Below are 23,283 nucleotides of genomic sequence, written 5' to 3' on the forward strand. Positions count from 1 at the left end.
ACCTTGGCTGAAGGCGCTTACACCTTAGCGGTGTGGAATTGCTGCTGCGCGGCTGTCAGGCCTTCCCTGATGAGGAGCTCCACGGCGTCGGCGGCGTCGTCGAGCAGGAAGGGCAGTTCCTTCTTTTCAGCGGTGCCGAAGTCCCGCAGCACGTAGTCGGCGGTGTCCATCCGGCCCGGCGGCCGGCCGACTCCCACCCGGACGCGGACGTAATCCTTGGTGGCAAGGGCCTTGGAGATGTCCCGGAGGCCATTGTGCCCTCCCTCGCCGCCGCCGATCTTCAGCTTCACTGTGTTAAAGGGAATGTCGATCTCGTCATGGACGGCCACCACTCGGGACGTCTCGACGTCGTAAAACCTGGCAAGCCCAGACACGGGCCCGCCGGAGACGTTCATGTAGGTGCCGGGCTTCGCCAGCACGACGCGCGGTCCGCCGATACCCAGCCGGCCCTCGAGGACCAGGGCCCTGGCCTTGTGCGCCTTGAACTTCCCGCCAATGCGTCCGGCCAGCCCGTCCAGCACCATCTGGCCGACGTTGTGCCGGTTGCCGCTGTATTCGGGTCCAGGGTTGCCAAGGCCTACGATCAGCCAGGTGTCAGTCATGAATCAATCCTAAGGCGGGGGTATGCACGCATGCGGGGCCGGGACGGCAGTGGCCGGGCCCGCAAAGGACCCGGCCACCGGTCCGCGCCGTGTGCGGCGCGGAAAGTTGCGCCCGAAATTACTCGGCAGCAGCTTCTGCGGCCGGAGCCTCTGCTGCGGAAGCTTCCCCGGCTTCGCCTTCTCCTTCGGCCGTTGCTGCGGCTTCGGAGATGTTGACAACCAGCGCCTCGGCGTCGGTCAGCAGGACGGCACCCTTGGGGAGCGCCAGGTCGGAGGCGTGGATGTGCTCGCCGGCGGCGCGGCCCTCGATGTTGACCTCAACGGACTCGGGCAGGTGGGTTGCCTCGGCCTCGAGGGAAATAACGGTGAGCTCCAGGTTGTGAGCGGTGCCCGGAGCGGTTTCACCCACGAGCTGCACGGGAACGTCCACGGTGACCTTCTCGCCCTGGCGGACGGTCAGGAGGTCGATGTGCTCGATGATCTGCTTGATCGGGTCGCGCTGGACATCCTTGACGAGTGCCAGGTGGCCTTCACCGTTGAGGTCCAGGGACAGCAGGGCGTTGGCCGTGCGGACTGCCAGGGTGGTGGCCTTGGCCGGCAGGGTGATGTGGATGGGCTCTGCGCCGTGGCCGTAGATCACGGCGGGGATCTGGCCGGCGGCGCGGGCGCGGCGGGCGAAGCCCTTGCCGAATTCGGTACGTGCTTCTGCTGCGAGCTTCTGCTCAGACATGTGAATCTCCTCGTGGATTTGGTGGTTCAGCAAGGGCGGAGGTCTGGAGTGACCTTCAACGCCGGGCGGCCCGTAGGCGGCCCCACCAGAAGGGTGATTCAGACCCAGTCGATAACGGAGACCAGCACTCCGGTGTTCCGCGCAAACGGATTTCCGGCGCTCTCCCTCGCCAAGGTATCGGAGAAATCCTACCAGTGTCCGGCCCGTTTACTGAAAACGGTCCCACCAGCTCCCTGAGCTCGCAAGCGCCCCAAGCTCACCCAGGGAATCCTGCTGGCGTGGGCCCATCGCAGGCAGCGGTCGTCAGGCGTTGCCGTCGAAAAGGCTGGTGACCGATCCGTCGTCGAACACTTCCCGGATGGCCCGGGCGATGAGCGGCGCGATGGAGAGGACGGTGAGCTCGGGGAAGTGCTTGTCCGCGGAGATGGGCAGCGTGTTGGTGACCACCACTTCGCGGGCGCCGGACTCGGACAGGCGCCGGGCGGCGGGGTCGGAGAACACCGCGTGCGTCGCGGCGATGATGACGTCCTTGGCGCCGGCGTTCTTCAGCACCTGGACGGCGCCGGAGATGGTTCCGCCGGTGTCGATCATGTCATCGATCAGGACACAGGTGCGGCCCTCGATCTGGCCCACCACGGTCTTGGACACGGCCTGGTTCGGCACGGTCAGGTCACGGCTCTTGTGCACGAATGCCAGCGGTGCACCACCCAGGCGCTCGGCCCACTGTTCGGCCACGCGCACGCGGCCGGTGTCCGGCGAGACCACGGTGATGTTGTCGGCGCTGACGCGGGTGCGGATGTAGTCGGCGAGCAGCGGGATGGCCATGAGGTGGTCCACCGGTCCGTCGAAGAAGCCCTGGATCTGAGAGGTGTGCAGGTCCACGCTCATGATGCGGTCAGCGCCGGCGGTCTTGTACATGTCCGCGACGAGGCGTGCGGAGATCGGCTCGCGGCCGCGGCCCTTCTTGTCCTGGCGCGAGTACGGGTAGAACGGCGACACCACAGTGATCCGCTTGGCGGAGGCACGCTTCAGCGAATCGATCATGATCAGCTGTTCCATAAGCCAGTTGTTCAGCGGTGCCGGGTGCGCCTGGATGACGAAGGCGTCGGTTCCGCGGACGCTCTCCCCGGCGCGGACGTAGATCTCGCCGTTGGCGAAGTCGTAGGCGTCCACAGGCAGCAGTTCCGTGCCCAGCTCCTTGGCGATCTCCCGGGCAAGCTCCGGGTGCGCACGCCCTGCGGCGAGCACCAGTTTCTTCTCGCCGTGAGCCGTAATTTCGGTCATGGTTGCTAGCCCTCTTCTGTAGATGCGGGGGAATTTGAGGAATCAGTGCGGGCTTCGCGGGCCGCGGCGGCTTCTGCCAGTTCCGCGGACAGCGAGCCGGGACGGTTGGCGGTGACCCAACCCTCGGCATTGCGCTGTGCTGCCATGGACAGTGCCAGGGCACCGGCGGGCACGTCCTTGCGGATCACGGCACCGGCGCCGCTGTAGGCGCCGTCCCCCACCGTGACCGGAGCGACGAATACTGTATTGGAACCGGTGCGCACGCCCGAGCCGATCACCGTGCGGTGCTTCTTCTCGCCGTCGTAGTTTGCGGTGATGTTGCCGCAGCCGATGTTGGTGTCCTCGCCGATCTCGGCGTCCCCCGCGTAGCCCAGGTGGGACAGCTTGGAGCCGCGGCCGATCCTGACGTTCTTGGTTTCGTAGAAGGCGCCGATCTTGCCGGTCTCGCCCAGGACCGTTCCCGGACGCAGGTAGGTGAACGGGCCGACGCTGGCCCCCGCGCCGATCTCTGCACCGGAACCGTGCGTGCGTGTCACCTTGGCGCCCTCCCCGATGCTGACATCCGTCAGCGTGGAGTCGGGGCCGACGACGGCGTCCCTCGCCACGGTGGTGGCGCCGTGCAGTTGGGTGTTGGGCAGGATCCGGACGTCCTCAGCCAGGGCAACCGTGGAGTCGATCCAGGTGGTGGCGGGGTCCACGACGGTGACGCCGGCACGCATCCATGCGTCCACGATCCGGCGGTTGTGCTCGGCGCCCAGGGCCGCGAGCTGCACGCGGTCGTTGGCGCCCTCCACCTGCCAGCGGTCGGCGGTAACGACGGCGGCCACGCGGCCGCCCGCCTTCCGCGCCAGCCCGAGCACGTCCGTCAGGTATTTTTCACCCTGCGAGTTGTCGGTGGTGACGTGGCGGAGCGCGTCCCGGAGGACAGCGGCCTCGAACGCGTAGATGCCGGAGTTGATCTCGCGAACGGCACGCTCGGCGTCGGTGGCGTCCTTGTGCTCGCGGATGCCCGTCACCGTGCCGTCTTCGCCGCGGAGGATTCGGCCGTAGCCGGTGGCGTCGTCAAGGACCGCGGTGAGCACGGTGACCGCGTTTCCTTCGCGCTCGTGGGTGGACACCAGTTCGGCGAGCATTTCACCGGTGAGCAGGGGGACGTCACCGTACGTGACAACGACGGTTCCGGCGACAGGCTCCTTGGCGTCCAGGGCTTCGAGGGCAACTTCGACGGCCCGTCCGGTGCCGGGGACCTCGTCCTGGTCCACGATCAGGGCGTCGGGATCCAGCTCGGTGAGGTGGGCAGCGACGCGGTGGCGCTCGTGCCGGACCACGAGGGCCAGGCGTTCGGGGCTGATGCTGCGGGCGGCGAGGAGGGCGTGGCCCACCATGGAACGGCCGCCGATTTCGTGGAGAATCTTGGGGGTACGGGATTTCATCCGGGTACCGGCACCTGCAGCTAGGACGATAACGGCGGCTGGGCCGGACTTCTCGGGGCTCACGTACGGGCTCTCCTTGCTCGGTTGCGCTGTACTGCATCCGCGGCTGCCTGCGCGGCGGTGTCCAGGCCTGTGCCCGGAACCGGCAACAGGGTTCATCCTACTGGACGCCTCTGATGCAGCTGTTCCGCCCATAGGATTCGAACCTATACTCCACGGCTCCAAAGGCCGGGGTGCTGCCATTACACCAGGGCGGACTATGCCCGGCGCTAAGCCCGGGCACGAGAACCAATTCTGCCACGAACGTTGACGCTCGTGCGACCTCGGCGATTCCGATGTGCCGGCACCGGTTTAGGCAGCGCGCCGGGACCCGCCGCCACCCCTGCCGGCCGCTTGACATAAGGCATGATGGGACGGTGAGCAACAGCACAGGGACAACTGACGGTCCGGGGAACCTGCCGGTAAGGCCCGAAGCAGTGGCGGGGCGGATCCCCCGGTCGCGGATGACCGGACCCCAGCGGCGGTCCCAGCTCATCGAAGTAGGCCGCACGCTTTTCGCGATCCGCGGGCTGGACGGCACCACCATCGAGGAGATCGCTGCCGCGGCCGGTGTTTCCAAGCCCGTGATCTACGAGCATTTCGGCTCGAAGGAAGGGCTGTACACGCAGGTCGTCGAGTTCGAGTTCCGGATCCTGCTGGCGTCGATCAACGACGCCCTTACCGACGAAGCCAAGCCTCGCGTCCTCGTGGAACGCGCCGCCCTGGCCCTGCTGACCTACATCGAGGAACGCACCGACGGCTTCCGCATCCTCATGCGGGACGCTCCCCCGTCCCAGCCCGAAGGCGCCTTCTCCACGCTGCTCTCGCACGTGACGGCCCGCGTGGAACACATTTTGTCCGACGAATTCGCCCGCCGTGGATTCAGCGCAGCCGACGGCGCCATGTACGCGCAGATGCTCGTGGGCATGGTGGCGATGACGGGCCAATGGTGGCAGGACGCCCGCCAGCCCGACAAACGGGCCGTCGCCGCCCACCTCGTCAACCTCGCCTGGAATGGCCTGACGGGCCTCAAAAAAGACCCGGAACTCCGCAGCGAGCAGTAGGCTCCTCACCGCCCACGTCCGGCAGATCGCCGTCGGGGTTTCCTGGCCCGCTCCTGATGGAGTTTTTGTCCAGATAATGGGACTTCGGAGGCCGTTAGCGCCCAATATCTGGACAAAAACTCCGAACCGGTTACTCGCCGAGGACCTCCAGGGCCTCGAGCCATTCGAGTTCCAGGGCTTCGCGTTCTTCGGCCAGGGTCTTCAGCTTCTTGTTCTGCTCGGCCATGGCGTCGAAGTCGTTGTCGGCTGTGCTCTTGACCATCTGTGCGTGGATCTTCTCTTCCTGCTGCGTCAACTTGCCCAGCTGGCGGTCGATCCGGTTTTTGGCCTTGCGGGCGTCGCGCTTCTCGGCCTCGGAGGGGCCTGCGACGGCAGGTGCGGAACTGCCGCTGGCACCGGTGGCGGGGTTGCCGCCGCCGGTGATGGTGGAGCCGGCCAGGGTGCCTTCGCGCAGTTCGAGGTACTGGTCCACGCCGCGGGGCAGGGCGCGGATCTTGCCGTCGCCCAGCAAAGCCATCTGGTGGTCCGTGACGCGCTCCAGCAGGTAGCGGTCGTGGCTGACCACAACGAGCGTGCCCGGCCAGCCGTCCAGGACGTCTTCGACGGCGGCCAGGGTGTCCGTGTCGAGGTCGTTGGTGGGTTCGTCCAGCATCAGCACGTTGGGCTCCCCCACCAGCAGGCGCAGGAGCTGCAGACGGCGCCGCTCCCCGCCTGACAGATCCCCGACCGGGGTCCACTGCTTCTCCTTGGTGAAACCCAGCTGTTCCACCAGCTGGCCGGCACTGAATTCCTTGCCGCCCACGTTGAAGGAACGCTTTTCGCGTTCAATGACTTCGATCACGCGAAGGTCGGCGACCTCGTCGAGTTCCTTGACCTCCTGGGTCAGCACGGCGGTGACAACGGTCTTTCCGCGCTTGACCTTGCCCGAAGTCGGCTGGATCTCGCCGTTGAGGAGCTTCAGCAGGGTTGTTTTGCCGGCACCGTTGACACCAACGAGCCCCAGCCGCTCGCCGGGGGCAAGACGCAGGGTGATGTTGTCGAACAGCTTCTGGCCGGCGTCTCCGCCCAGGAAGTCAAGGGAGACGTGCTCGAGGTCCAGGACGTCCTTGCCGAGGCGCGCCGTTGCCATTTTGCTCAGTGCCATGGAATCCCTGGGCTCGGGCACATCGGCGATCAGGGCATTGGCGGCCTCGATCCGGAACTTTGGTTTGGCCGTTCGGGCAGGGGCGCCGCGGCGCAGCCAGGCCAGTTCCTTCTTGACGAGCTGCTGGCGCTTGCTTTCCATCACCGACGCCGAGCGGTCACGCTCGGCGCGGGCCAGCACGTAGGCGGCATAACCGCCGTCGAACGGGTCCATGATCCCGTCGTGGATTTCCCAGGTCTTGTTGCAGACTTCATCGAGGAACCAGCGGTCGTGGGTAACAACCAGGAACGCGCCCTGGTTGACCCGCCAGCGGGTCTTCAGGTGGCGTGACAGCCAGGCGACGCCTTCGACATCGAGGTGGTTGGTGGGTTCGTCGAGCATGATCACGTCATGGTCTTCGATCAGCAGCTTCGCCAGGGCGACGCGCCGTTTCTGGCCGCCGGAGAGGGCGTGCACATTGGCGTGCCAGTCGACGTCGGATACCAGTCCGCCCATAACCTCGCGGATCTGCGGATTGCGGGCCCACTCGTAGTCCGCCTGGTCGCCGACGATGGCGGTGCCGACCGTCAGGTCGGCGTCCAGGACGTCGCTCTGGTCCAGGTAGCCGACGTTAACGTCCCCGCGCTTGGTGACCCGGCCGGAATCAGGCGTGGACCGCAGAGCCAACAGCCGCATCAGCGTGGACTTGCCATCGCCGTTCCTGCCGACCATGCCGATCCGGTCACCCTCTTCGAGTCCAAGAGTGATGCCGTCAAGAACGGTGCGGGTTGCGTACGAGACCATAAGGTTCTCGCCGCCGAGCAGGTGTGCCACGGGGAACTGCTTTCTGATGTGTTGGTTGGAAGGTATTAAAGGAGCGTATCGGAGATGATGCGGGCACCGGGCACCGGACCGTGGACGGCCAGCGCATTGAGCCCCTTGTGCTGCAACTCCCCGGCGAGGTTCTCCGCCGCCTCGGGATTGTGCGCCAGCAGGGCCACGGTGGGTCCGGAACCTGAAACGATCCCGGCAATGGCGCCGCAGGACTCGCCGAGGCCCAGGGTGTCCCGGAGCCCGGGGGCGAGTTCGATGGACGCCCGCTGAAGGTCGTTGACCAGCACCCTGCTCAGGGCATCGGCATCTCCGCTGCGGAGGGCCTGCAGGATCTTCGGGTCCACCGTCCGGGGCTCCTCGGCGTCCAGGCCCTCGGCGTCGCGGAGCCGGTCCAGGGTGCGGAATACCTCGGGCGTGGACAGCCCGAACTCGGCGGTGACCAGCACCCAGTCCATCTGGGCCTTGGCCAGCGCGGGCGACAGGTCATCGCCCACTCCCAGCCCCACGGCCGTGCCGCCCAGAAGTGCGAAGGGCACATCCGCCCCGAGCTCGGCGGCCAACTGGGCGAGTTCGTCCCGGGACAGGCCGCTGTTCCACAGCGCGTCGCAGGCCAGGAGGGTGGCGGCAGCATCCGCGGAGCCACCGCCCATGCCGCCTGCCACGGGCACACGCTTGGTGATTTCCAGGTGCACGCCGGTGGAGTGTTCCGAGACATCGGCCATGATGGCTGCCGCCTTGTAGGCGAGGTTCCGCTCGTCGAGCGGGATGTCCACCGCGTCGAGGTCCAGCGTGCTCTCGGCACTGATGCTGACGGTGATGCCCTCTGCGGCTTTGCTGGTGGCCGCAACTTCCTCGTACAGCGACACCGCCAGGTACACGCTGGCCACCGAGTGGTAGCCATCCGGCCGCAGCGGCCCGACATCCAGCGAGACGTTAACTTTGCCCGGCGCCTTGACCCGGACGGTCCTGGCCGCAAAGCGCCCCCGCACGCTCTGGAGAGCCATCAGGCTCCCGCGGCCCGGCGGGCTTCGGCGATCCTCGCGAACGCGGTAATGTCGATCACTTCGCCACGGGCTGTGGGGGCGACGCCGGCCGCGACCAGGCAGCGCTCCGCTTCGGCGGCGCTGCCGGCCCAGCCTGCCAGGGCCGCCCGGAGCGTCTTGCGGCGCTGGGCAAACGCGGCGTCCACCACGGCGAAGACCTCCTCGCGGCTGGCGGTGGTTGCCGGGGGCTCGCGCCGGGTAAACGCCACAAGCCCGGACTGGATCTTCGGCGCGGGCCAGAACACGTTCATGCCGATGACGCCGGCCTTGCGCATGCTGCTGTACCAGGCGGCCTTGACCGAAGGCACGCCGTAAATCTTGGACCCGGGCTCTGCGGCGAGCCGGTCGGCAACTTCGTCCTGGACCATGACGAGGCCGTGCCGGATCGACGGGAAGTGCTGCAGCAGGTGGAGCACCACCGGCACCGCGACGTTGTAGGGAAGGTTGGCGACGAGCGCTGCCGGCTCGGCCGGGAGTTCCTTCACCCTCATGGCGTCGGCGAGCACCAGGTGGAAGTCGCCGACGGCGTCGGGCCGCCATTGCCGGATGGTCTCCGGCAGCTTCGCAGCCAGGACGGGGTCAATTTCGACGGCGACCACCGACTTTGCGGCGTCGAGGAGACCCAGCGTCAGCGACCCCAGCCCGGGTCCGATCTCCAGGACCGTCTCCTCCGGGCCGATGCCGGCCGATGCCACGATCCTGCGGATGGTGTTGCCGTCGATGACGAAGTTCTGGCCCAGCGTCTTCGTGGGGCGGACGCCAATCTCCCCGGCCAGCCTGCGGATATCGGAGGCACCGAACAGTGGAGCAGGCGCGGTGCCGGAGGCGGAGGGGATCGGGTCAGTCACCTAGGTATCCTATCCCGGCGTTCCATATGGAACCGGTAGTTAATGCACTGGGCTCTTTCGTGGGCCGGGCCCAGCACCGGGCGGGGCCCGATCCTGGGCGGGGACGGCAAAGGCCGGGCCCGGAGCTTCGGGACCCGGCCTTGGCAGCCGCCGCGGCAGTGGTCAGCTGCCGCAGCGGCGAAGGGTGATTTGCCGCCGCTGGCTAGCTGCTGGCGGCCCAGCCGCAGCCCCACGGCTGGAGGCCGCGCTCGGCGTAGATACGGTTGGCAATGTCGATCTGCTGCGCCTTGGACGCCTGGCTGGCATTCGGGGCGTAGGCGCCGCCGCCGGCGCTGATCCAGGTCTGGACGTCGAACTGCAGGCCGCCGTAGTAGCCGTTGCCGCTGTTGATGGACCAGTTGCCGCCGGATTCACACTGGGCGATCTTGTCCCACATGCCCGCGTTCGACATGGCCGGAGCTGCGGCCCCGGTGTTTCCGCTGTCGGCCTCGGCCGCCGCGGGCTTGGGCGCTTCCTTGGTGCCGACGGTGATCTTCTCGGTCACCGGTTCGCGCGTGGTGGTCTTGGAGACAAGTGTCCGGGAGGCCTCACGGCCATCGACCAGGACGAGCTTGTAGGTGAGGGTGGTCTCACCGGGAACGCCAGGCTGGGTGACCTTTTCCTCACCCTTGGCGAGGGAGGAACTGTCGGTGGAGAGCGTCTGGAACGCAACCTCTTCGGTGACGGTAGTGGTCTTCCCGGCAACGCGGGACACCTTGATCACCATGTTGTTGACCACCGGTGCGTGTGCCGGCTGGGACGTCCGGTCGGCGGCGGCCAGCCGGATCCCGGCATCCTTGAGGACCTCGCCGACGTTGGCAGCCGTGGTGGTGGTTTTCTTGGCCTTGCCGTCGGCGATGATGCTGACGGTCTTAGGCGTCGAGATGGAAACGAAGGAGCCGTCCACGGACAGCTGCGCGTCCTTCGGCACGGAGAGCTCCGAGGCGCTGGCCACGCCGAGCTGGGTCACGAGCCCGCCCACGTCCTGCGCCGTGGTGCTCACGGTCTTCTCTGCGCCATCCAGGCTCACCTTCACAGCCTTGGCGAGGTTCACGTTGATGACGGACCCGTTCTCAACGCTGGCGCCCAGTGCGGGAGTGACGCGGTCGGCCGCGTGGAGCTCGACGTTCGCGCTCTTCACCACCTGCTGCACGGTGCCGCCGAAGGTCTGGACGGAGCTGACTTTCCCGTCGACGTTCAGGGTGACCGTCTTGTTGTTGCCCACAAAGGCAACGAGCCCCAGCACGAGGGCCGAGAGCACCACCAGCTGAGTGCCGACCTTGATGAAACTGAACTTGCCGTCCGACGTGAAGAAGTTGACCACGATTGCCCGTAACTTTTGAGCCATCCGGGCACGGGGAAAAACGCACAGGGGGACCCGCGGCGGTCACCGAAAGGTGGGCTCCGGACAGGCCGGAGCGCGCCGCAGGCATGTGCGTCGCCACACTCACATGGCAGGACATCCGAAGGCGCCCTGCCTGTCACGAAAGTGAGTTACATCATCCGGAGGCCTTCCCCGACCCCGGCTAATAGTTTTTCACTGTAACCGAAGCGTTATAAAGCATCCAAAATATCTGCCTACCCGGTATGCAATTACCGGCGTCATCCGGAGTTGTATTCAGTCCCAGGATCCGTATGCGCGCACGGAATTTGCGCTCACCTGGCCGCACAGCTCGGCCAGGTCCGTGTGTGTCAATTCCGCCATTGCCCGCACGGTGTACGGCACCATATAGCTGGCGTTGGGCCGGCCGCGGTGCGGGTGCGGGGTGAGGAACGGCGAGTCGGTCTCAACCAGCACCAGCTCCGGATCGGCCACGGCGAGAGCTGCCCTGAGATTTGCGGCGTTCTTGAAGGTGAGGGTTCCGGCAAAGGACATGAACCATCCTTCGCTGTTGCAGATCCGGGCCAGCTCCTCATCCCCGGAAAAGCAGTGGAAAACCACCCGTTCCGGGGTGCCCTCCTCGCGCAGGACCTTGACCACGTCGTTGTGGGCGTCCCGGTCGTGGATCTGCAGTGTCCGGTCCAGCCGCTTCGCTATGTCGATGTGCCGGCGGAAGGAATACCGCTGATGGACCAGCCCCTCCCCCTCCGTCCGGAAGAAATCCAGGCCGGTTTCGCCGATGGCACGCACCCGGGGGTGGGCGGCAAGCTCCTCGATCTCCGCCAGGGCATCCTCAAGCTCGCCCCGGACGGCGTAGCCCGGCGCATCATTGGGGTGCAGGGCCACCGCCCCCAGAAGACGCGGATCCAGGTCGACGGCGCGCACGGTAAACCTTGACGACTCGAGGTCGCAGCCCACCTGCACGGCCCCGCAGACACCCACGGCTTCGGCCGCGTCGAGGGCCGCCGCGATCTCCACCCGGACATCGTCACTAGGGAAGTCCAGGTGGGTGTGGTTGTCCATCACGGGAACGGGCAGCGGTTCGGGCGCCGGCGGGTAGCCGTGCCTGCCGGAACCGTCGCTGCCGGGCGCCCGGTAGGGCCGGGGAGTCAGGGAATGCCGCATCCCTCCAGCCTAATAGCGCGCGGATGCCTCGTCCCGCCACCGGGCAGTGCCTTCCCACCGCCCGGCTGCTGTTTTTCCGCTTGGCATTGCCCGGAGATTAACGGGGAACTCTCTGTTAGCCATGGCAGTTGTGTTAGTACGCTGGTACGGACGGATGTGAGCGCCCAACGCGGGCAACGGCGGGCTCCGCCGCTTCGTTCCGCTTCATTTTGGGCTGAAAGGTTGCCGATGGAACCGCACCGACGCATCACAATCGAGGAAGCACTTCCCGGCGGACAGGGCTTCACTGGAAGTGCTGCGCGGGGCGTCAACGCTCTCAACGGACACAAGACAGTTCCCTTGGACGCCCAGGAGTTCCGCGCGGCCAGCGAACGCATCCTCACCGCCATCGACACTGTCATCGACGGCAAAGCCGAGGCCGCGAAGTTGGCACTGACTGTCCTGCTGGCCCAGGGCCACCTGCTTTTGGAGGATGTCCCCGGCGTAGGCAAGACGCTTCTGGCAAAGACACTGGCGCGCACCATCGACTGTTCCGTCAGCCGGATTCAGTTCACCCCCGACCTTCTTCCCTCGGATGTCACCGGCGTCTCCATTTACAACCAGTCCTCGCGCCAGTTCGAGTTCCGCCCGGGAGCCGTGTTCGCGAACATCGTGATTGGCGATGAGATCAACCGGGCCTCCGCCAAGACGCAGTCCGCCCTGCTCGAATGCATGGAGGAGCACCAGGTGACGGTGGACGGACACTCCTACAAGCTCGGTGAACCGTTCATGGTGGTGGCTACCCAGAACCCCATCGAGATGGAGGGCACGTATCCGCTGCCGGAGGCACAGCGGGACCGCTTCATGGCCCGGATCTCCATGGGATACCCGGACAAGGACTCCGAGATCGAAATGCTTGAGACCCACCAGTCCACATCGCCCCTGGCCAGGGTCAAGGCGGTGGTCACCGCGGCGGATGTGGCTGCCATGATCGCCACCGTCCAGCAGGTGTTCGTCTCCCAGGCCGTGAAGGAGTACACCGTGGCCGTCGGGCGCGCCACGCGGGACAGCGCCATCCTGCGCCTGGGGGCAAGCCCACGCTCCATGCTGCAGCTGCTCCGCGCCGCGAAGGCGACGGCGGCCCTGGACGGCCGTGATTTCGTACTGCCAGATGACGTCGTCGCCGTTGCCGAGGCGGCGCTGGCGCACCGGATCATCCTGGACCGCAGGGCCGCCAGCACGGGCGAGACCCCGCAGGGCGTCATCCGCGGCGTGCTTTCCCGGATCCCCGTCAGCCAGGAGATGACAGACACGGCCAACGCCGGGCGGACCTCACCCGAACTCCGCCATAGCCGCTAGTCAGGACCATAACCGTGGCACTGCTGGACAGACTCCCCCGACATCTCTTCAGCTCCCGGGGCTGGGGACTCCTGGCGGCCGGCTGCCTCTCCCTGCTTTCCGCCCAGGTCATGGGCCGCCGCGACCTTCTGGCCCTTGGCGTCCTGCTGGTGGTCCTGCCGCTCGTATCTCTCGCCGGCATCAGGGTGGTGAAACCGCGGTTCCGGGTATACCGGGAGTTCAGCCCCTCCACCGTTGAGACAGACTCCATCACCACGGTCCGGCTCGCCGTCGCCCGGACCGGACCGGGCACGGGCCGCGTCATCATGGAGGAGCTGCTGCCGCCGCGGTTTGGTGAATCACCGGCGTTCCGTTTTCCCGCCAGATCCGCCTCCGGCGGCACCAGCCGCTACGAGTACCACCTGCGGTCGGGAAAGCGCGGACAGTTCACCATCGGCCCCGTCACCGCCGAGTTCACGGATCCGTTCGGGCTGTCGCTGCACAGGCATTCCATCGACGACGGCGACACGCTGACCGTCACACCGGCCGCCGTCGAACTCCCGTCCACCGGCCTTGCCGGCGCACGGGGCAACGACGGCATCACGGCCACCCGGACCAGGGCCAATCCCAGCGACGACGACGTCATGACCCGCGAATACCGGCACGGCGATCCGATGCGCAGGGTGCACTGGCCGGCGACGGCCCGCCACGGCGCCCTGATGGTCCGGCAGGAAGAATCGGTCACCACGCCCGAGGCCACGGTCATCCTGGACCACCGGTACACCGCCCATTCCTCGGGCTACGGCTCGGTATTCGGCGGCCCGTCCGACGACGGGAGCGACCTCGTTACGAGCGACACCTTCGAGTGGGCCGTCACGGCAGCGATGTCCGTCGGCGCCCACCTCGCCGACCTCAATTACTCGTTGCGGTTCCTGGACGCCGCGGGTGATCCTGCCTTCCGCCGTTCGCCCTCGGCCCCGGAGCCGGACAGCGAGGAGTACGGTGGGGCAGCCGGCCTGCAGTCCATCGCCGAAAGCCTCGCCGCAATCCAGCTGACGGGCCCGCACCACGCGCGCCGGGACCATGACACCGCCCGCCGCGAGCATGCGGGCGGTGCCGATCCGGTCCAGTCCGTCTTTGATGACCGGCTCATGGACAAGCTCGCGGCCCACCGGATGCGCGGACCGGTCCTGGCGCTCCTCGGGAAAATATCACTGGCGGAGGCCCGTGCGCTCGCACCTGCGGCCGGCTACGCTGCCAACGCGTTTGCCGTGGTGATCACGGACAAGCCGGCGGAATGCCACGATGTGCTGGAGGCCCTGCGCCTGGGCGGCTGGCGCGCTGTTGCCGTCGAGGCGTCCACGTCGCTGCCGGCTGCCTGGATGTATTTCGACGAGGGCGATGCCGCCATGTGGACGGCTGCAGCGGACGTGCGCCGCGGAGCGGAGGTAGGGCGATGACACTGACTCCGCAGAGGCCGGCGGAGGCCGAGGTCCGGCCGCAGCCCGCTCCCGCCTCCCCCGGCAGCGGAAGGTTCGGCGCCGGCGCTTTTCCCTGGGTCATGTCCGGCGCGGTGGCGGTGTCCGTCTGCGGCGCGTCTTTGTCCCTCAACGGGGTCCTGCGGGGCTGGGCATGGTTCCTGCCGGTCCTGACCACGGTGGTGGTGGTCTCCCTGAGCATGGCCTTGCTCCGCAGGTTCCGCGCCGCGCCCGTACTGGTGGCCGCCGGAGGCATTACGTCCCTGGCCTTCATCCTGACGTTCACGTTCTTCCGCCGGGACAGCATTGCCGGTTTCATCCCGTCGCAGGCCACCCTCGACGCGCTGGGAAGGCACCTGCGCCGGGCGAGCGAAACGGTGCTGGGCGAGAGCTCGCCGGTGGCGCCCAACGCCGGCATCGTCCTGGTGGCGTGCGCCGCGCTCGGACTCGTCGTTATCCTCGTGGATGCGCTGGCCCTCCCCCTGGGCATGCCCGCCACGAGCGGCCTGGGCCTGCTGGCGGTGCTCGTCGTTCCGGCCATGATCAAACCGCAAAGCGTTGGATGGCTGGGATTCGTCACGACGGCGGCCGGCTATCTGGTGATCCTCGCGTGCAGCCAATGGTTTGCCCCCGATGCGCGGACCCAGGCGGACACGGCCCGCAACCCGGGCCAGGTCAGGCGGGCCACCCTGACCGGAGCTGTGGCACTGGTGGCCACGCTGTTGCTGCAGCTTGTGGTTCCCGGCTTCGACCAGGGGACCTTCCCCCAGGGCTCCCGGCTGAACCCCTGGGGATCGGCCACGGGACTGAACCCGATGATCAGCCTGGGCAACAGCCTGCGCACCCCGACGGGCGAGGGCAGGATCACCTACGCCACCAACGCCACCACGCCCCTCTACCTGCGGTCGGTTACGGTGGATCGCTTCGACGGCGAGTCCTGGTCCCCGGACGACCGCGCCTCCAACCGCCGGGCAGGCACCGGACGGATGGACGTGGGCTACGAGATTCTGGCACCCGAACAGACCCGGCAGGTGACGGTGGTCAACACCGGAGACTTCACCAGTCCCTACCTTCCTGTCCCGTACGCACCCGAATCCGTCAACGGGCTGACCGGGCGGTGGAGCTGGGATCCTGCGACCCTCAGCATAAAAGGCACCGACACCAATTCGCGGGACCAGCAGTATTTGGTGCAGTCCTCGGTGCCAAAGCTGACCACGGAACTGCTGGACGCATCCTCCGCTCCCGTCCGCGGCGTTTCGGAGGAGTTCATCAGGCCGCCGTCGAATGTTCCGGATATCGTCCGCACCACTGCCGAGTCCGTCACCGCCAATAGCCGGACCGCCTATGCCAAAGCGATGGCGATCCAACGGTTCCTGCGCGGGCCGGACTTCACCTACTCCCTGGAGTCGCCCGTCCAGGGCGGATATGACGGAAACGGACTGTCCGTCCTGGCGGATTTCCTGACCCAGAAGAGCGGCTACTGCATCCACTTCGCCTCTGCCATGGCGGTGATGGCCCGGCTCGAAGGCATTCCGAGCCGGATAGCCGTGGGCTACGCGCCCGGCAGGCAGACCGGTGCGACGGTGTCCGTCGCCGGCCAGGGAGCGCTCCCGGAGTACGAGGTCGACGCCCGCGATGCCCACGCCTGGCCCGAACTGTACTTCCAGGGCCTCGGCTGGGTTCCATTTGAGCCGACCCCCTCCCGGGGCGTGGTGCCGCCTTACGCGCAAGACTCCGCAACGTCCGGCGGCGCCAGCACCAACGACCAGAACAATGACGGCCTGGTTCCGAGCAACGGCCCCAGTGCCGCTCCCTCGCCGTCCCCGGCCCCGCTCCCCCTTCCCGGGGCAGGCACCGCCGACGCCGGGAACCAGCTTGCGCCCGCACTCTATACCGCCGCCGGGGTTCTGCTGCTGGTCCTGCTCGCAGCCTCACCGCGCCTGGTGCGCGGAGGCGTCCGGGCCCGGCGGCTCAGGGGAACGGGTCCCGGCGGGAACCGTCTGGCCACACCCCCTCTGGTCTGGTCTGAGCTCCAGGACCTGGCCACGGACTACGGCGTGCGTCCGGACCCGAGCGAGACTCCCCGTACTTTCTCGGCGCGCCTGCACGCTTCCCCGGCGATGCATCCGCGGGCAGCAACAGACCCCGGCAACGGTCCCGGGCAGGACGCCGTGACGGCGGATTCCGTGACCGTCGATGCTGTCACGGCCCTGACGGACGCCTACGAACGCCATCAGTACGGCCGGCCCGCAGGCCGGGATGACGCACGCCGCGCGCTGACGGAGGAATCCGCCACCAAACACATCGGCCAGGTGCGGCAGGCGCTGCGCCGCAATGCCGGCATCGGTGGCCGGCTCCGCGCCGACTGGCTGCCGCCGTCGGTCCTGTCCCGCTGGGGGTCGGTGGCAGGCTGGCCTTTCCGCGTCCTGGCCCTGGCGGCCGTCCGGGCAGGGCGCGCCGCAGCGGTGCTCTGGCGCCGGACCCGCAACGGCCTGCGCCGCCTGCGGGAAGGCTAGCCGCCCGCAGGAAGGCTAGGAGCCTGCGGGAAGGCCACGTGCCCGCCCAGCTGGCCGGCCCCCGTTCCCGGCGGATGCCCCGCCCGTCGACGTTCCCGGTTGACCGGTCCTGCCCTCCCCCGACACTCCCGACGTTTGACATGTGACCGCCGCCACCTTATCTTTGAGAAACGGGAAAGCGCATTCCAAGCGGTATGCAAGTGTGGGCAAGCAGAGAAAATGTCCGCGGACCGCAGCAGCCTTGGCGGCGCGAGGCGCAACCTTCCCACCTGATCCGATGCCCGGCAACGGGGCGAATCCGGCGGGGCAGACAATTGTCCAAAGGAGGACGACATGAAGAGCGACACACGCAAGCCGCGGAGCTCAGCCGAACCCAGACAGCCCGGCACGCCCGGGTCGAGCAGCACCCGGAAGGCTGCTGCGAGCGGCTGGGTGGGGAGCGCCCTCGAGTACTACGACTGGTTCATCTACGCCCAGGCCGCTGCGCTGGTCTTCCCCACGGTGTTCTTTCCGGCGGGCAACCCGACCGTCGCTCTGATCGCGTCACTGGGCACCTACGCCGTGGGGTACATCGCCCGGCCGATCGGGGCGTTCGTCCTTGGACAGTGGGGCGACAGGCACGGCCGCAAGAACGTCCTGGTCCTGGCCATGCTGCTGATGGGCGCCTCAACCTTCGCCGTAGCCCTTCTGCCCACCTATGACCAGGTGGGAATCCTGGCCCCCGCGCTGCTCCTGGTCGTTCGCCTGGTCCAGGGATTCGCCGTGGCCGGGGAGCTGAGCGGGGCCAGCGCCATGATCGTGGAGCACGCACCCTTCGGCCGGCGCGGCTTCTATGCAAGTTTCGCCCTCCAGGGGACCCAGGCCGGGCAGATCATCGCGGCCGCCGTCTTCCTCCCCCTCTCGGCGGTGCTGTCCCCGGAGGACTTCCACGCCTGGGGCTGGCGCGTCCCGTTCCTCCTCAGTGCTTTGGTGGTGTTTGCCGGCTACATGATCCGCCGCCGGGTCGAGGAGACCCCTGTCTTTGTGCAGGAGAAGTCGGACCGCGAGGTTCCCAAGATGCCAGTGGTCCAGGTGCTGCGCGAAAGCGGGCTGAATGTTGTACGTGCGGTCTGCATGACCCTGGTCAATGTTGTGGGCGTCACGGTGGCAGTCTTCGGTGCAGCCTACGCCACGCAGCCCGGCTATGGCGTCGGCATGAGCACCACGGTCTACCTCTGGATCCCGGTGCTGGCCAACGTCGTCGCCCTTGCCCTCATCCCCTGGTTCGGGAACCTCTCGGACCGGTTCGGCCGGCGGCCGCTGATGATCGTCGGTTCGCTGGGCTCCGGTGCACTGGCCTACGGGTACCTGTACGCGGTGAGCCAGAACAACGTGCCGCTCACCATCGTCCTCGCGATCCTCATGTGGGGCACCCTGTACCAGGTCTGGAACGCCACGTTCGCCAGCTTCTTCCAGGAGCTCTTTCCCTCCCGCACGCGGGTCACCGGGTTCGCCATCTCGCAGAACATCGGGCTCCTGATCACATCCTTCCTGCCGAGCCTCTTTGCGGTCGTGGCTCCCCCGGGGTCGGCAAACGTTCCCCTCACCGTCGGCTCCATCTGCTTCGGCATCACGGTGGTCGGGGCAATAGCGGCCTGGTCCGCCAAAGAGACGCACCGGATTCCGCTGAGCGAGCTGGGATCACCGGACGCCACACCGGTTTCCCGCGAGGAATACGCGATCGCCCGGGCCGCCGCCCGCTGACCCGGCGGCGCCGGGAACCGCCCCCACGCAAAGAACGCACCTGCAGCAGTCTCCTGCCGCAGGTGCGTTCTTTGTTCGTCCGGGATTGCTATCCGGCGCCAGGCTTGTCAGCCGGCGTAGGGGTCGGCAATGCCGATGTACTGGGTGTAGAGGTATTCCTCGATGCCCTCGAGGCCGCCTTCACGGCCCAGGCCGGACTGCTTGACGCCGCCGAAGGGTGCGGCGGCGTTGGAGACGACGCCGGCGTTCAGGCCGAGCATGCCGGTCTCGAGCCGCTCGCCCATCCGGATGCCGCGGTTCAGGTCCTTGGTGAAGACGTAGGCCACCAGGCCGTATTCGGTGTTGTTGGCCAGCCGCACGGCCTCGTCCTCGGACGAGAAGGTGATAATCGGGGCGACCGGGCCGAAGATCTCCTCGGACAGGATCCGGGTTCCCTCGGTGACGCCCTTGAGGATGGTGGGCTGGTAGAAGTACCCGGGGCCTTCCACCGGCGCGCCGCCCACGACGGTGGTGGCGCCGGCGGACACGGCGTCGGTGACCAGCTCATGGACCTTGTCCCGGCTCTTGGCGTCGATCAGGGGGCCGACCTTGGAGTCGGGCTCGGTGCCGCGCGCGGTGGTCATGTCCTTCATCTTCGCCGCGAACTTCTCCGCGAACTCGTCCGCGACGGACTCGTGCACGATGAACCGGTTCGCGGCGGTGCAGGCCTCGCCCATGTTCCGCAGCTTGGCCAGCATCGCGCCGGCGACGGCGGCATCGACGTCGGCGTCCTCGAACACCACGAACGGGGCGTTGCCGCCGAGCTCCATCGAGGTCCGCAGGACCGTCTCCGAGGCGTCGGACAGCAGGCGGCGGCCCACCTCGGTGGAACCGGTGAAGGAGAGCTTGCGCAGGCGCTGGTCCTTGATCAGCGGGCCGGTGGTGGCACCTGCCGTGGAGGTCGGGATCACGTTCAGGACGCCCGCCGGCAGGCCCGCCTCCTGCATGACGGCGGCGAACAGCTGCGAGGTCAGCGGAGTGAGGTTCGCGGACTTCAGCACCATCGTGCAGCCGGCGGCCACGGCGGGGGCGATCTTGCGGGTGGCCATGGCCAGCGGGAAGTTCCACGGCGTGATCAGCAGGCACGGGCCCACCGGCTTTTTGGTGACCAGGAGCCGGGACTTGCCGTCCGGGGAGACGGAGTAACGGCCGAAGGCGCGGACGGCTTCCTCGGAGAACCAGCGCAGGAACTCGGCGCCGTAGGTGACTTCGCCGCGTGCTTCGGCCAGCGGCTTGCCCATTTCCATGGTCATCAGCAGCGCGAAGTCTTCGGCCCGCTCGGTGACCAGCTCGAAGGCTCGGCGCAGGATCTCCCCGCGCTCCCGGGCAGGGACCTTGGCCCAGGACTCCTGCGCTGCGGCAGCCGCGTCCAGGGCAGCGGCGCCGTCCTCGGCGCCGGCGTCGGCGATGCTCAGCAGCACCTTCCCGGTGGCGGGATCCTCGACGTCGAACGTCTTGCCCGACGCCGCCGGACGCCACTCGCCGTTGATCAGCAGGCCGGTGGGAACAGACGCGAGCAATTCGCTTTCGCGTTCTGCGGTGGCAGTGGACTGTGTAGTAACAGACACGGTGACTCCCTCGTCAGCAATCGGATTGCCGGTTATGTGCAGCTCCTGCACACGGCTTGCCGCCGCCTGCCGCCCGCTGCATGCTTGGCTGGATTAATGCCACGGTACTGCCGGCGTCTCCGCAGTGTCTACGCATCGGCGCACTGCCGGTTCCGCCATTTGTTGTGCAGCTGCACAGCCGCCGCCCGGACGGCGCTGCCGGGGGTATGGGGCGGCCCCACGGCGCAGGCTGGGATCAGTGCACCAGGGCGGTAACGTCAGCGCGCCGCGAGCACGGCGGAGTACAGTTCCCGCTTGCTGACGCGGGTTTCCTCGGCGACGGCCGCTACCGCTTCTTTGAGCCGGACGCCCTTTGCCACGAGTTCGTTGACGGCAGCCACGCCGTCCTCGGGCGAACCGGGCGCGCGCTCCGGTGCGCCTGCCACCACGACGGCGATCTCGCCGCGCACCTCGTTGGCCTCCGCCCACTGCAGCATGTCGCGCAGTGAACCGCGGAGGACCTCCTCGTAGGTCTTGGTGAGTTCCCGGCACACCGCCGCGCGCCGGTCCGGACCGAAGCGATCGTGCAGCGCCCGCAGCATGGCCTCAAGCCGGTGCGGCGCCTCGAAGAAGACCATGGTGCGCCGTTCGGCGTCGAGATCCGCCAGGCGGGCGGAGCGTTCGCCGGCCTTCCGGGGAAGGAACCCTTCGAAGCAGAACCTGTCCGTGGGCAGTCCGGACAGGGCCAGGGCGGTGAGGACGGCGGAGGGCCCGGGCACGGCCGTGACCGTGAGGCCGGCGGCCACGGCCCCTTCGACCAGCCGGAAGCCGGGGTCGGAGACCGCGGGCATGCCGGCATCGGTGACCATGACAAGCGTTTTCCCGGAACGGACCTGCTCCAGGAGTTCCGCGGTCTTGGTGGCTTCGTTGTGCTCGTGGTAACTGACGATCCGCCCGCTGACGGCGACGTTCAGGCTCTGCACAAGGCGGTGCAGGCGCCGGGTGTCCTCGGCTGCCACGATGTCCGCCGTCGCCAGCAGCTCCACGAGCCGGGCGGAAGCGTCGCCCACGTTGCCGATGGGCGTTGCCGCAAGGACAATCCGCCCCGGACCGCCGCCACGGACGTCCCGCTCCGCTCTGCCATCGGTGCCAACAGGTTCGGACCTGCCGGCCGGTTCTGAACTGCCGGCCGGTTCTGAACTGCCGGCCGGTTCTGAACTGCGGGCCTGTTCTGAACTGCTGGAGGGGCCGGAACTGCTGACGGGGGCGGTGCTCGCTTCATGGTCCACGGATCCAGCCTACTGCCGCCCGGCCTGCTCCGAGCCCTGCCGCCCGGCCAACTCCTGCACCGCAAACGGTAGCATGGGCTCGTGACGCAGACCTCCGTGCGGCCTGACGGGGCCGAACCACCAAGTACCCCGCCCTCCGCACCCGCCACGGAAGGCCGCGGGACGCACGGAAAGCGCTGGATCAGCCGCCCCTCCGAAGCATTCACGGCCGAGGCCCTCAGCCGCCGCCTGATCGGCGGCATCCGCACCTGGCGGGACTACCCGCCGTCGCTCCGGCTATGGTTCTGGCTGGTTCCGGCCCTCACCGCTGCTGTGGGAGGGGTCCTGAGGTTCGTCCGGCTGGACGTCCCCCGGAGCCTCGTGTTTGACGAGACGTACTACGTCAAGGACGGCTACTCGATGCTGGTGAGCGGCTACGAGCGGAGCTGGCCCGACAAGGCAAATGACGCGTTCGTGGCCGGCAACCCCAACATTCTGCTCAACACCCCCGAATACGTTGTGCACCCGCCCGTGGGCAAATGGATGATCGCGGCCGGCATGTGGCTCTTCGGGGCAGACAACCCTTTCGGCTGGCGGTTCGCCGCGGCGCTGACCGGCACCTTGTCCGTCGCCCTCCTCGCACTGATCGCCCAGAAGCTGTTCGGCTCGCTGATCCTGGGAGCGGCAGCGGGACTGCTGCTCGCCGTCGACGGCCACCACCTCGTCATGTCACGCACCTCGCTGCTGGACATCTTCCTGATGTTCTGGGTCCTGGCGGCGTTCGGCGCGCTGTTGCTGGACCGCGACGACGGCCGGCGCCGGATGGCCACCAGGCTCAGCCGGCAGGCGGCCGCCTCCCCCACCGGCAGGCCGTCCACCCGCCAGCTGCTGTCCGGCCCGTGGCTGGGAGTCCGCTGGTGGCGGATTGCTGCGGGCATCTGTCTGGGCCTTGCCGTCGGCACCAAGTGGTCGGGCCTGTTCTTCCTGGCCGGCTTCGGGCTCCTGACGGTGTTCTGGGACCTGAGCGCCCGCCGGAGCGCCGGCGTCCGCGGCTGGATCAGCGCCGGAATCATCAAGGACGGCCTCCTCGCGTTCGCCAGCATCGTACCGGTGGCCGCGGTGACGTATACCGCTACCTGGACCGGATGGTTCCGGTCCACGGATGCCTACTACCGGCGGTGGGCTGAGACGAACCCCAGCGCGGAGTGGGGCTGGCTGCCTGATTCCGTGCGGTCCCTGGCCCACTACCACCTTGAGGCCTACAAGTTTCACCAGGGGCTCAGCTCTGAGCATCCGTACGAGGCGAGCGCCTGGAGCTGGCTGGTCATGGGCCGGCCCACCTCGTTCTTCTACGAGTCCCCCAAACAGGGCACTCCGGGCTGCGATTTCGCCAACTGCACCTCTGCCATCCTGTCGGTCGGCAACCCGCTGATCTGGTGGAGCGCCGCCATCTCGCTCGTCATCCTTCTTTTCTGGTGGGCGGGCAGGCGCGACTGGCGCGCCGGGGCGGTGCTGGCCGCCGTCGGCGCCGGCTACCTGCCGTGGTTCATGTATCCGGAACGCACCATGTTCTTCTTCTACGCGGTGTCCTTCGAGCCGTTCCTGGTCCTGGCGCTGGTGTATTGCCTGGGCCTGGTGCTGGGAAAGACAACCGACCCGCCGTGGCGCCGGCGCTCGGGGCTGTACGGGGTGGCCCTGTTCCTCGTGGCGGCGGTTCTAATCTCGTCCTTCTTCTACCCCGTGTGGACGGCCGAAATGATCACGTACCAGGACTGGCGGCTCAGGATGTGGATGCCCTCCTGGATCTAAGGCACGATTGCAGGTGGACCC

Annotated in this window: 17 protein-coding genes and 1 tRNA gene; 6 read left to right on the forward strand and 12 right to left on the reverse strand. The window is 67.8% G+C overall.

Annotation, left to right across the window (positions count from 1 at the left end; all coding sequences use genetic code 11):
• Window positions 1-17: 17 nt before the first annotated feature.
• The 5 genes from pth to AC1DFE_RS04960 all read right to left on the reverse strand — a co-directional run bounded on the left by pth (window position 18) and on the right by AC1DFE_RS04960 (window position 4,306).
• Window positions 18-602 carry an aminoacyl-tRNA hydrolase gene (gene pth / locus AC1DFE_RS04940; protein WP_476904796.1) on the reverse strand — a complete coding sequence of 195 codons (585 nt, stop codon included), beginning with the start codon at window positions 600-602 and terminating at the stop codon, window positions 18-20.
• A 118-nt stretch (window positions 603-720) separates the two neighbouring features.
• Window positions 721-1,332, reverse strand: coding sequence for a 50S ribosomal protein L25/general stress protein Ctc (locus tag AC1DFE_RS04945; protein ID WP_476904797.1), 612 nt, complete (start codon window positions 1,330-1,332; stop codon window positions 721-723).
• 303 nt (window positions 1,333-1,635) lie between these two features.
• Window positions 1,636-2,616, reverse strand: coding sequence for a ribose-phosphate diphosphokinase (locus AC1DFE_RS04950; protein WP_476904798.1), 981 nt, complete (start codon window positions 2,614-2,616; stop codon window positions 1,636-1,638).
• Between the two features lie 5 nt (window positions 2,617-2,621).
• Window positions 2,622-4,112, reverse strand: a complete 1,491-nt coding sequence (glmU, locus tag AC1DFE_RS04955) for a bifunctional UDP-N-acetylglucosamine diphosphorylase/glucosamine-1-phosphate N-acetyltransferase GlmU (protein ID WP_476904799.1) — start codon at window positions 4,110-4,112, stop codon at window positions 2,622-2,624.
• 122 nt (window positions 4,113-4,234) lie between these two features.
• Window positions 4,235-4,306: transfer RNA gene (locus tag AC1DFE_RS04960), tRNA-Gln, on the reverse strand.
• 246 nt (window positions 4,307-4,552) lie between these two features.
• Here AC1DFE_RS04960 and AC1DFE_RS04965 point away from each other — a divergent pair.
• On the forward strand, window positions 4,553-5,152 hold the full coding sequence (locus AC1DFE_RS04965; protein ID WP_476904928.1) for a TetR/AcrR family transcriptional regulator: 600 nt from the start codon (window positions 4,553-4,555) through the stop codon (window positions 5,150-5,152).
• Window positions 5,153-5,282: 130 nt separating this feature from the next.
• On the opposite strand, the gene AC1DFE_RS04970 is transcribed toward AC1DFE_RS04965, so the two are convergent.
• The 5 genes from AC1DFE_RS04970 to AC1DFE_RS04990 all read right to left on the reverse strand — a co-directional run bounded on the left by AC1DFE_RS04970 (window position 5,283) and on the right by AC1DFE_RS04990 (window position 11,545).
• Window positions 5,283-7,109: an ABC-F family ATP-binding cassette domain-containing protein gene (locus AC1DFE_RS04970; protein ID WP_476904800.1), complete on the reverse strand. Its 1,827-nt coding sequence runs from the start codon at window positions 7,107-7,109 to the stop codon at window positions 5,283-5,285.
• Window positions 7,110-7,144: 35 nt separating this feature from the next.
• On the reverse strand, window positions 7,145-8,113 hold the full coding sequence (locus AC1DFE_RS04975; protein ID WP_476904801.1) for a 4-(cytidine 5'-diphospho)-2-C-methyl-D-erythritol kinase: 969 nt from the start codon (window positions 8,111-8,113) through the stop codon (window positions 7,145-7,147).
• Window positions 8,113-9,000: a 16S rRNA (adenine(1518)-N(6)/adenine(1519)-N(6))-dimethyltransferase RsmA gene (gene rsmA / locus AC1DFE_RS04980; RefSeq protein ID WP_476904802.1), complete on the reverse strand. Its 888-nt coding sequence runs from the start codon at window positions 8,998-9,000 to the stop codon at window positions 8,113-8,115. The genes AC1DFE_RS04975 and rsmA overlap by 1 nt, the downstream gene beginning before the upstream one ends.
• A gap of 202 nt (window positions 9,001-9,202) precedes the next feature.
• Complete coding sequence (locus AC1DFE_RS04985; protein ID WP_476904803.1) at window positions 9,203-10,363, reverse strand: ubiquitin-like domain-containing protein; 1,161 nt, start codon at window positions 10,361-10,363, stop codon at window positions 9,203-9,205.
• A gap of 294 nt (window positions 10,364-10,657) precedes the next feature.
• On the reverse strand, window positions 10,658-11,545 hold the full coding sequence (locus AC1DFE_RS04990; protein WP_476904804.1) for a TatD family hydrolase: 888 nt from the start codon (window positions 11,543-11,545) through the stop codon (window positions 10,658-10,660).
• A 228-nt stretch (window positions 11,546-11,773) separates the two neighbouring features.
• On the opposite strand from AC1DFE_RS04990, the gene AC1DFE_RS04995 reads away from it, so the two are divergent.
• The 4 genes from AC1DFE_RS04995 to AC1DFE_RS05010 all read left to right on the forward strand — a co-directional run bounded on the left by AC1DFE_RS04995 (window position 11,774) and on the right by AC1DFE_RS05010 (window position 18,599).
• Window positions 11,774-12,883 carry an AAA family ATPase gene (locus AC1DFE_RS04995; RefSeq protein ID WP_476904805.1) on the forward strand — a complete coding sequence of 370 codons (1,110 nt, stop codon included), beginning with the start codon at window positions 11,774-11,776 and terminating at the stop codon, window positions 12,881-12,883.
• A 14-nt stretch (window positions 12,884-12,897) separates the two neighbouring features.
• A complete protein-coding gene (locus tag AC1DFE_RS05000) occupies window positions 12,898-14,322 on the forward strand; it encodes a DUF58 domain-containing protein (RefSeq protein WP_476904806.1) in 1,425 nt (474 codons plus the stop codon).
• Window positions 14,319-16,856, forward strand: coding sequence for a transglutaminase TgpA family protein (locus AC1DFE_RS05005; protein WP_476904807.1), 2,538 nt, complete (start codon window positions 14,319-14,321; stop codon window positions 16,854-16,856). Before AC1DFE_RS05000 ends, AC1DFE_RS05005 begins: the two co-directional genes overlap by 4 nt.
• A 333-nt stretch (window positions 16,857-17,189) precedes the next feature.
• Window positions 17,190-18,599 (forward strand): MFS transporter, encoded by a 1,410-nt coding sequence (locus AC1DFE_RS05010; protein ID WP_476904808.1) that lies wholly within the window; start codon window positions 17,190-17,192, stop codon window positions 18,597-18,599.
• A 107-nt stretch (window positions 18,600-18,706) separates the two neighbouring features.
• Here AC1DFE_RS05010 and AC1DFE_RS05015 read toward each other — a convergent pair whose 3' ends face one another.
• Both AC1DFE_RS05015 and rsmI read right to left on the reverse strand, forming a co-directional pair.
• Window positions 18,707-20,206, reverse strand: a complete 1,500-nt coding sequence (locus tag AC1DFE_RS05015; protein WP_476904809.1) for an NAD-dependent succinate-semialdehyde dehydrogenase — start codon at window positions 20,204-20,206, stop codon at window positions 18,707-18,709.
• 257 nt (window positions 20,207-20,463) lie between these two features.
• Window positions 20,464-21,285: a 16S rRNA (cytidine(1402)-2'-O)-methyltransferase gene (rsmI, locus tag AC1DFE_RS05020; protein WP_476904929.1), complete on the reverse strand. Its 822-nt coding sequence runs from the start codon at window positions 21,283-21,285 to the stop codon at window positions 20,464-20,466.
• Between the two features lie 270 nt (window positions 21,286-21,555).
• Here rsmI and AC1DFE_RS05025 point away from each other — a divergent pair, with 270 nt between their 5' ends.
• Window positions 21,556-23,262, forward strand: a complete 1,707-nt coding sequence (locus AC1DFE_RS05025) for a dolichyl-phosphate-mannose--protein mannosyltransferase (RefSeq protein WP_476904810.1) — start codon at window positions 21,556-21,558, stop codon at window positions 23,260-23,262.
• The last annotated feature ends 21 nt before the right edge of the window (window positions 23,263-23,283 follow it).

It is taken from the genome of Arthrobacter sp. 05T423, from assembly GCF_056396245.1.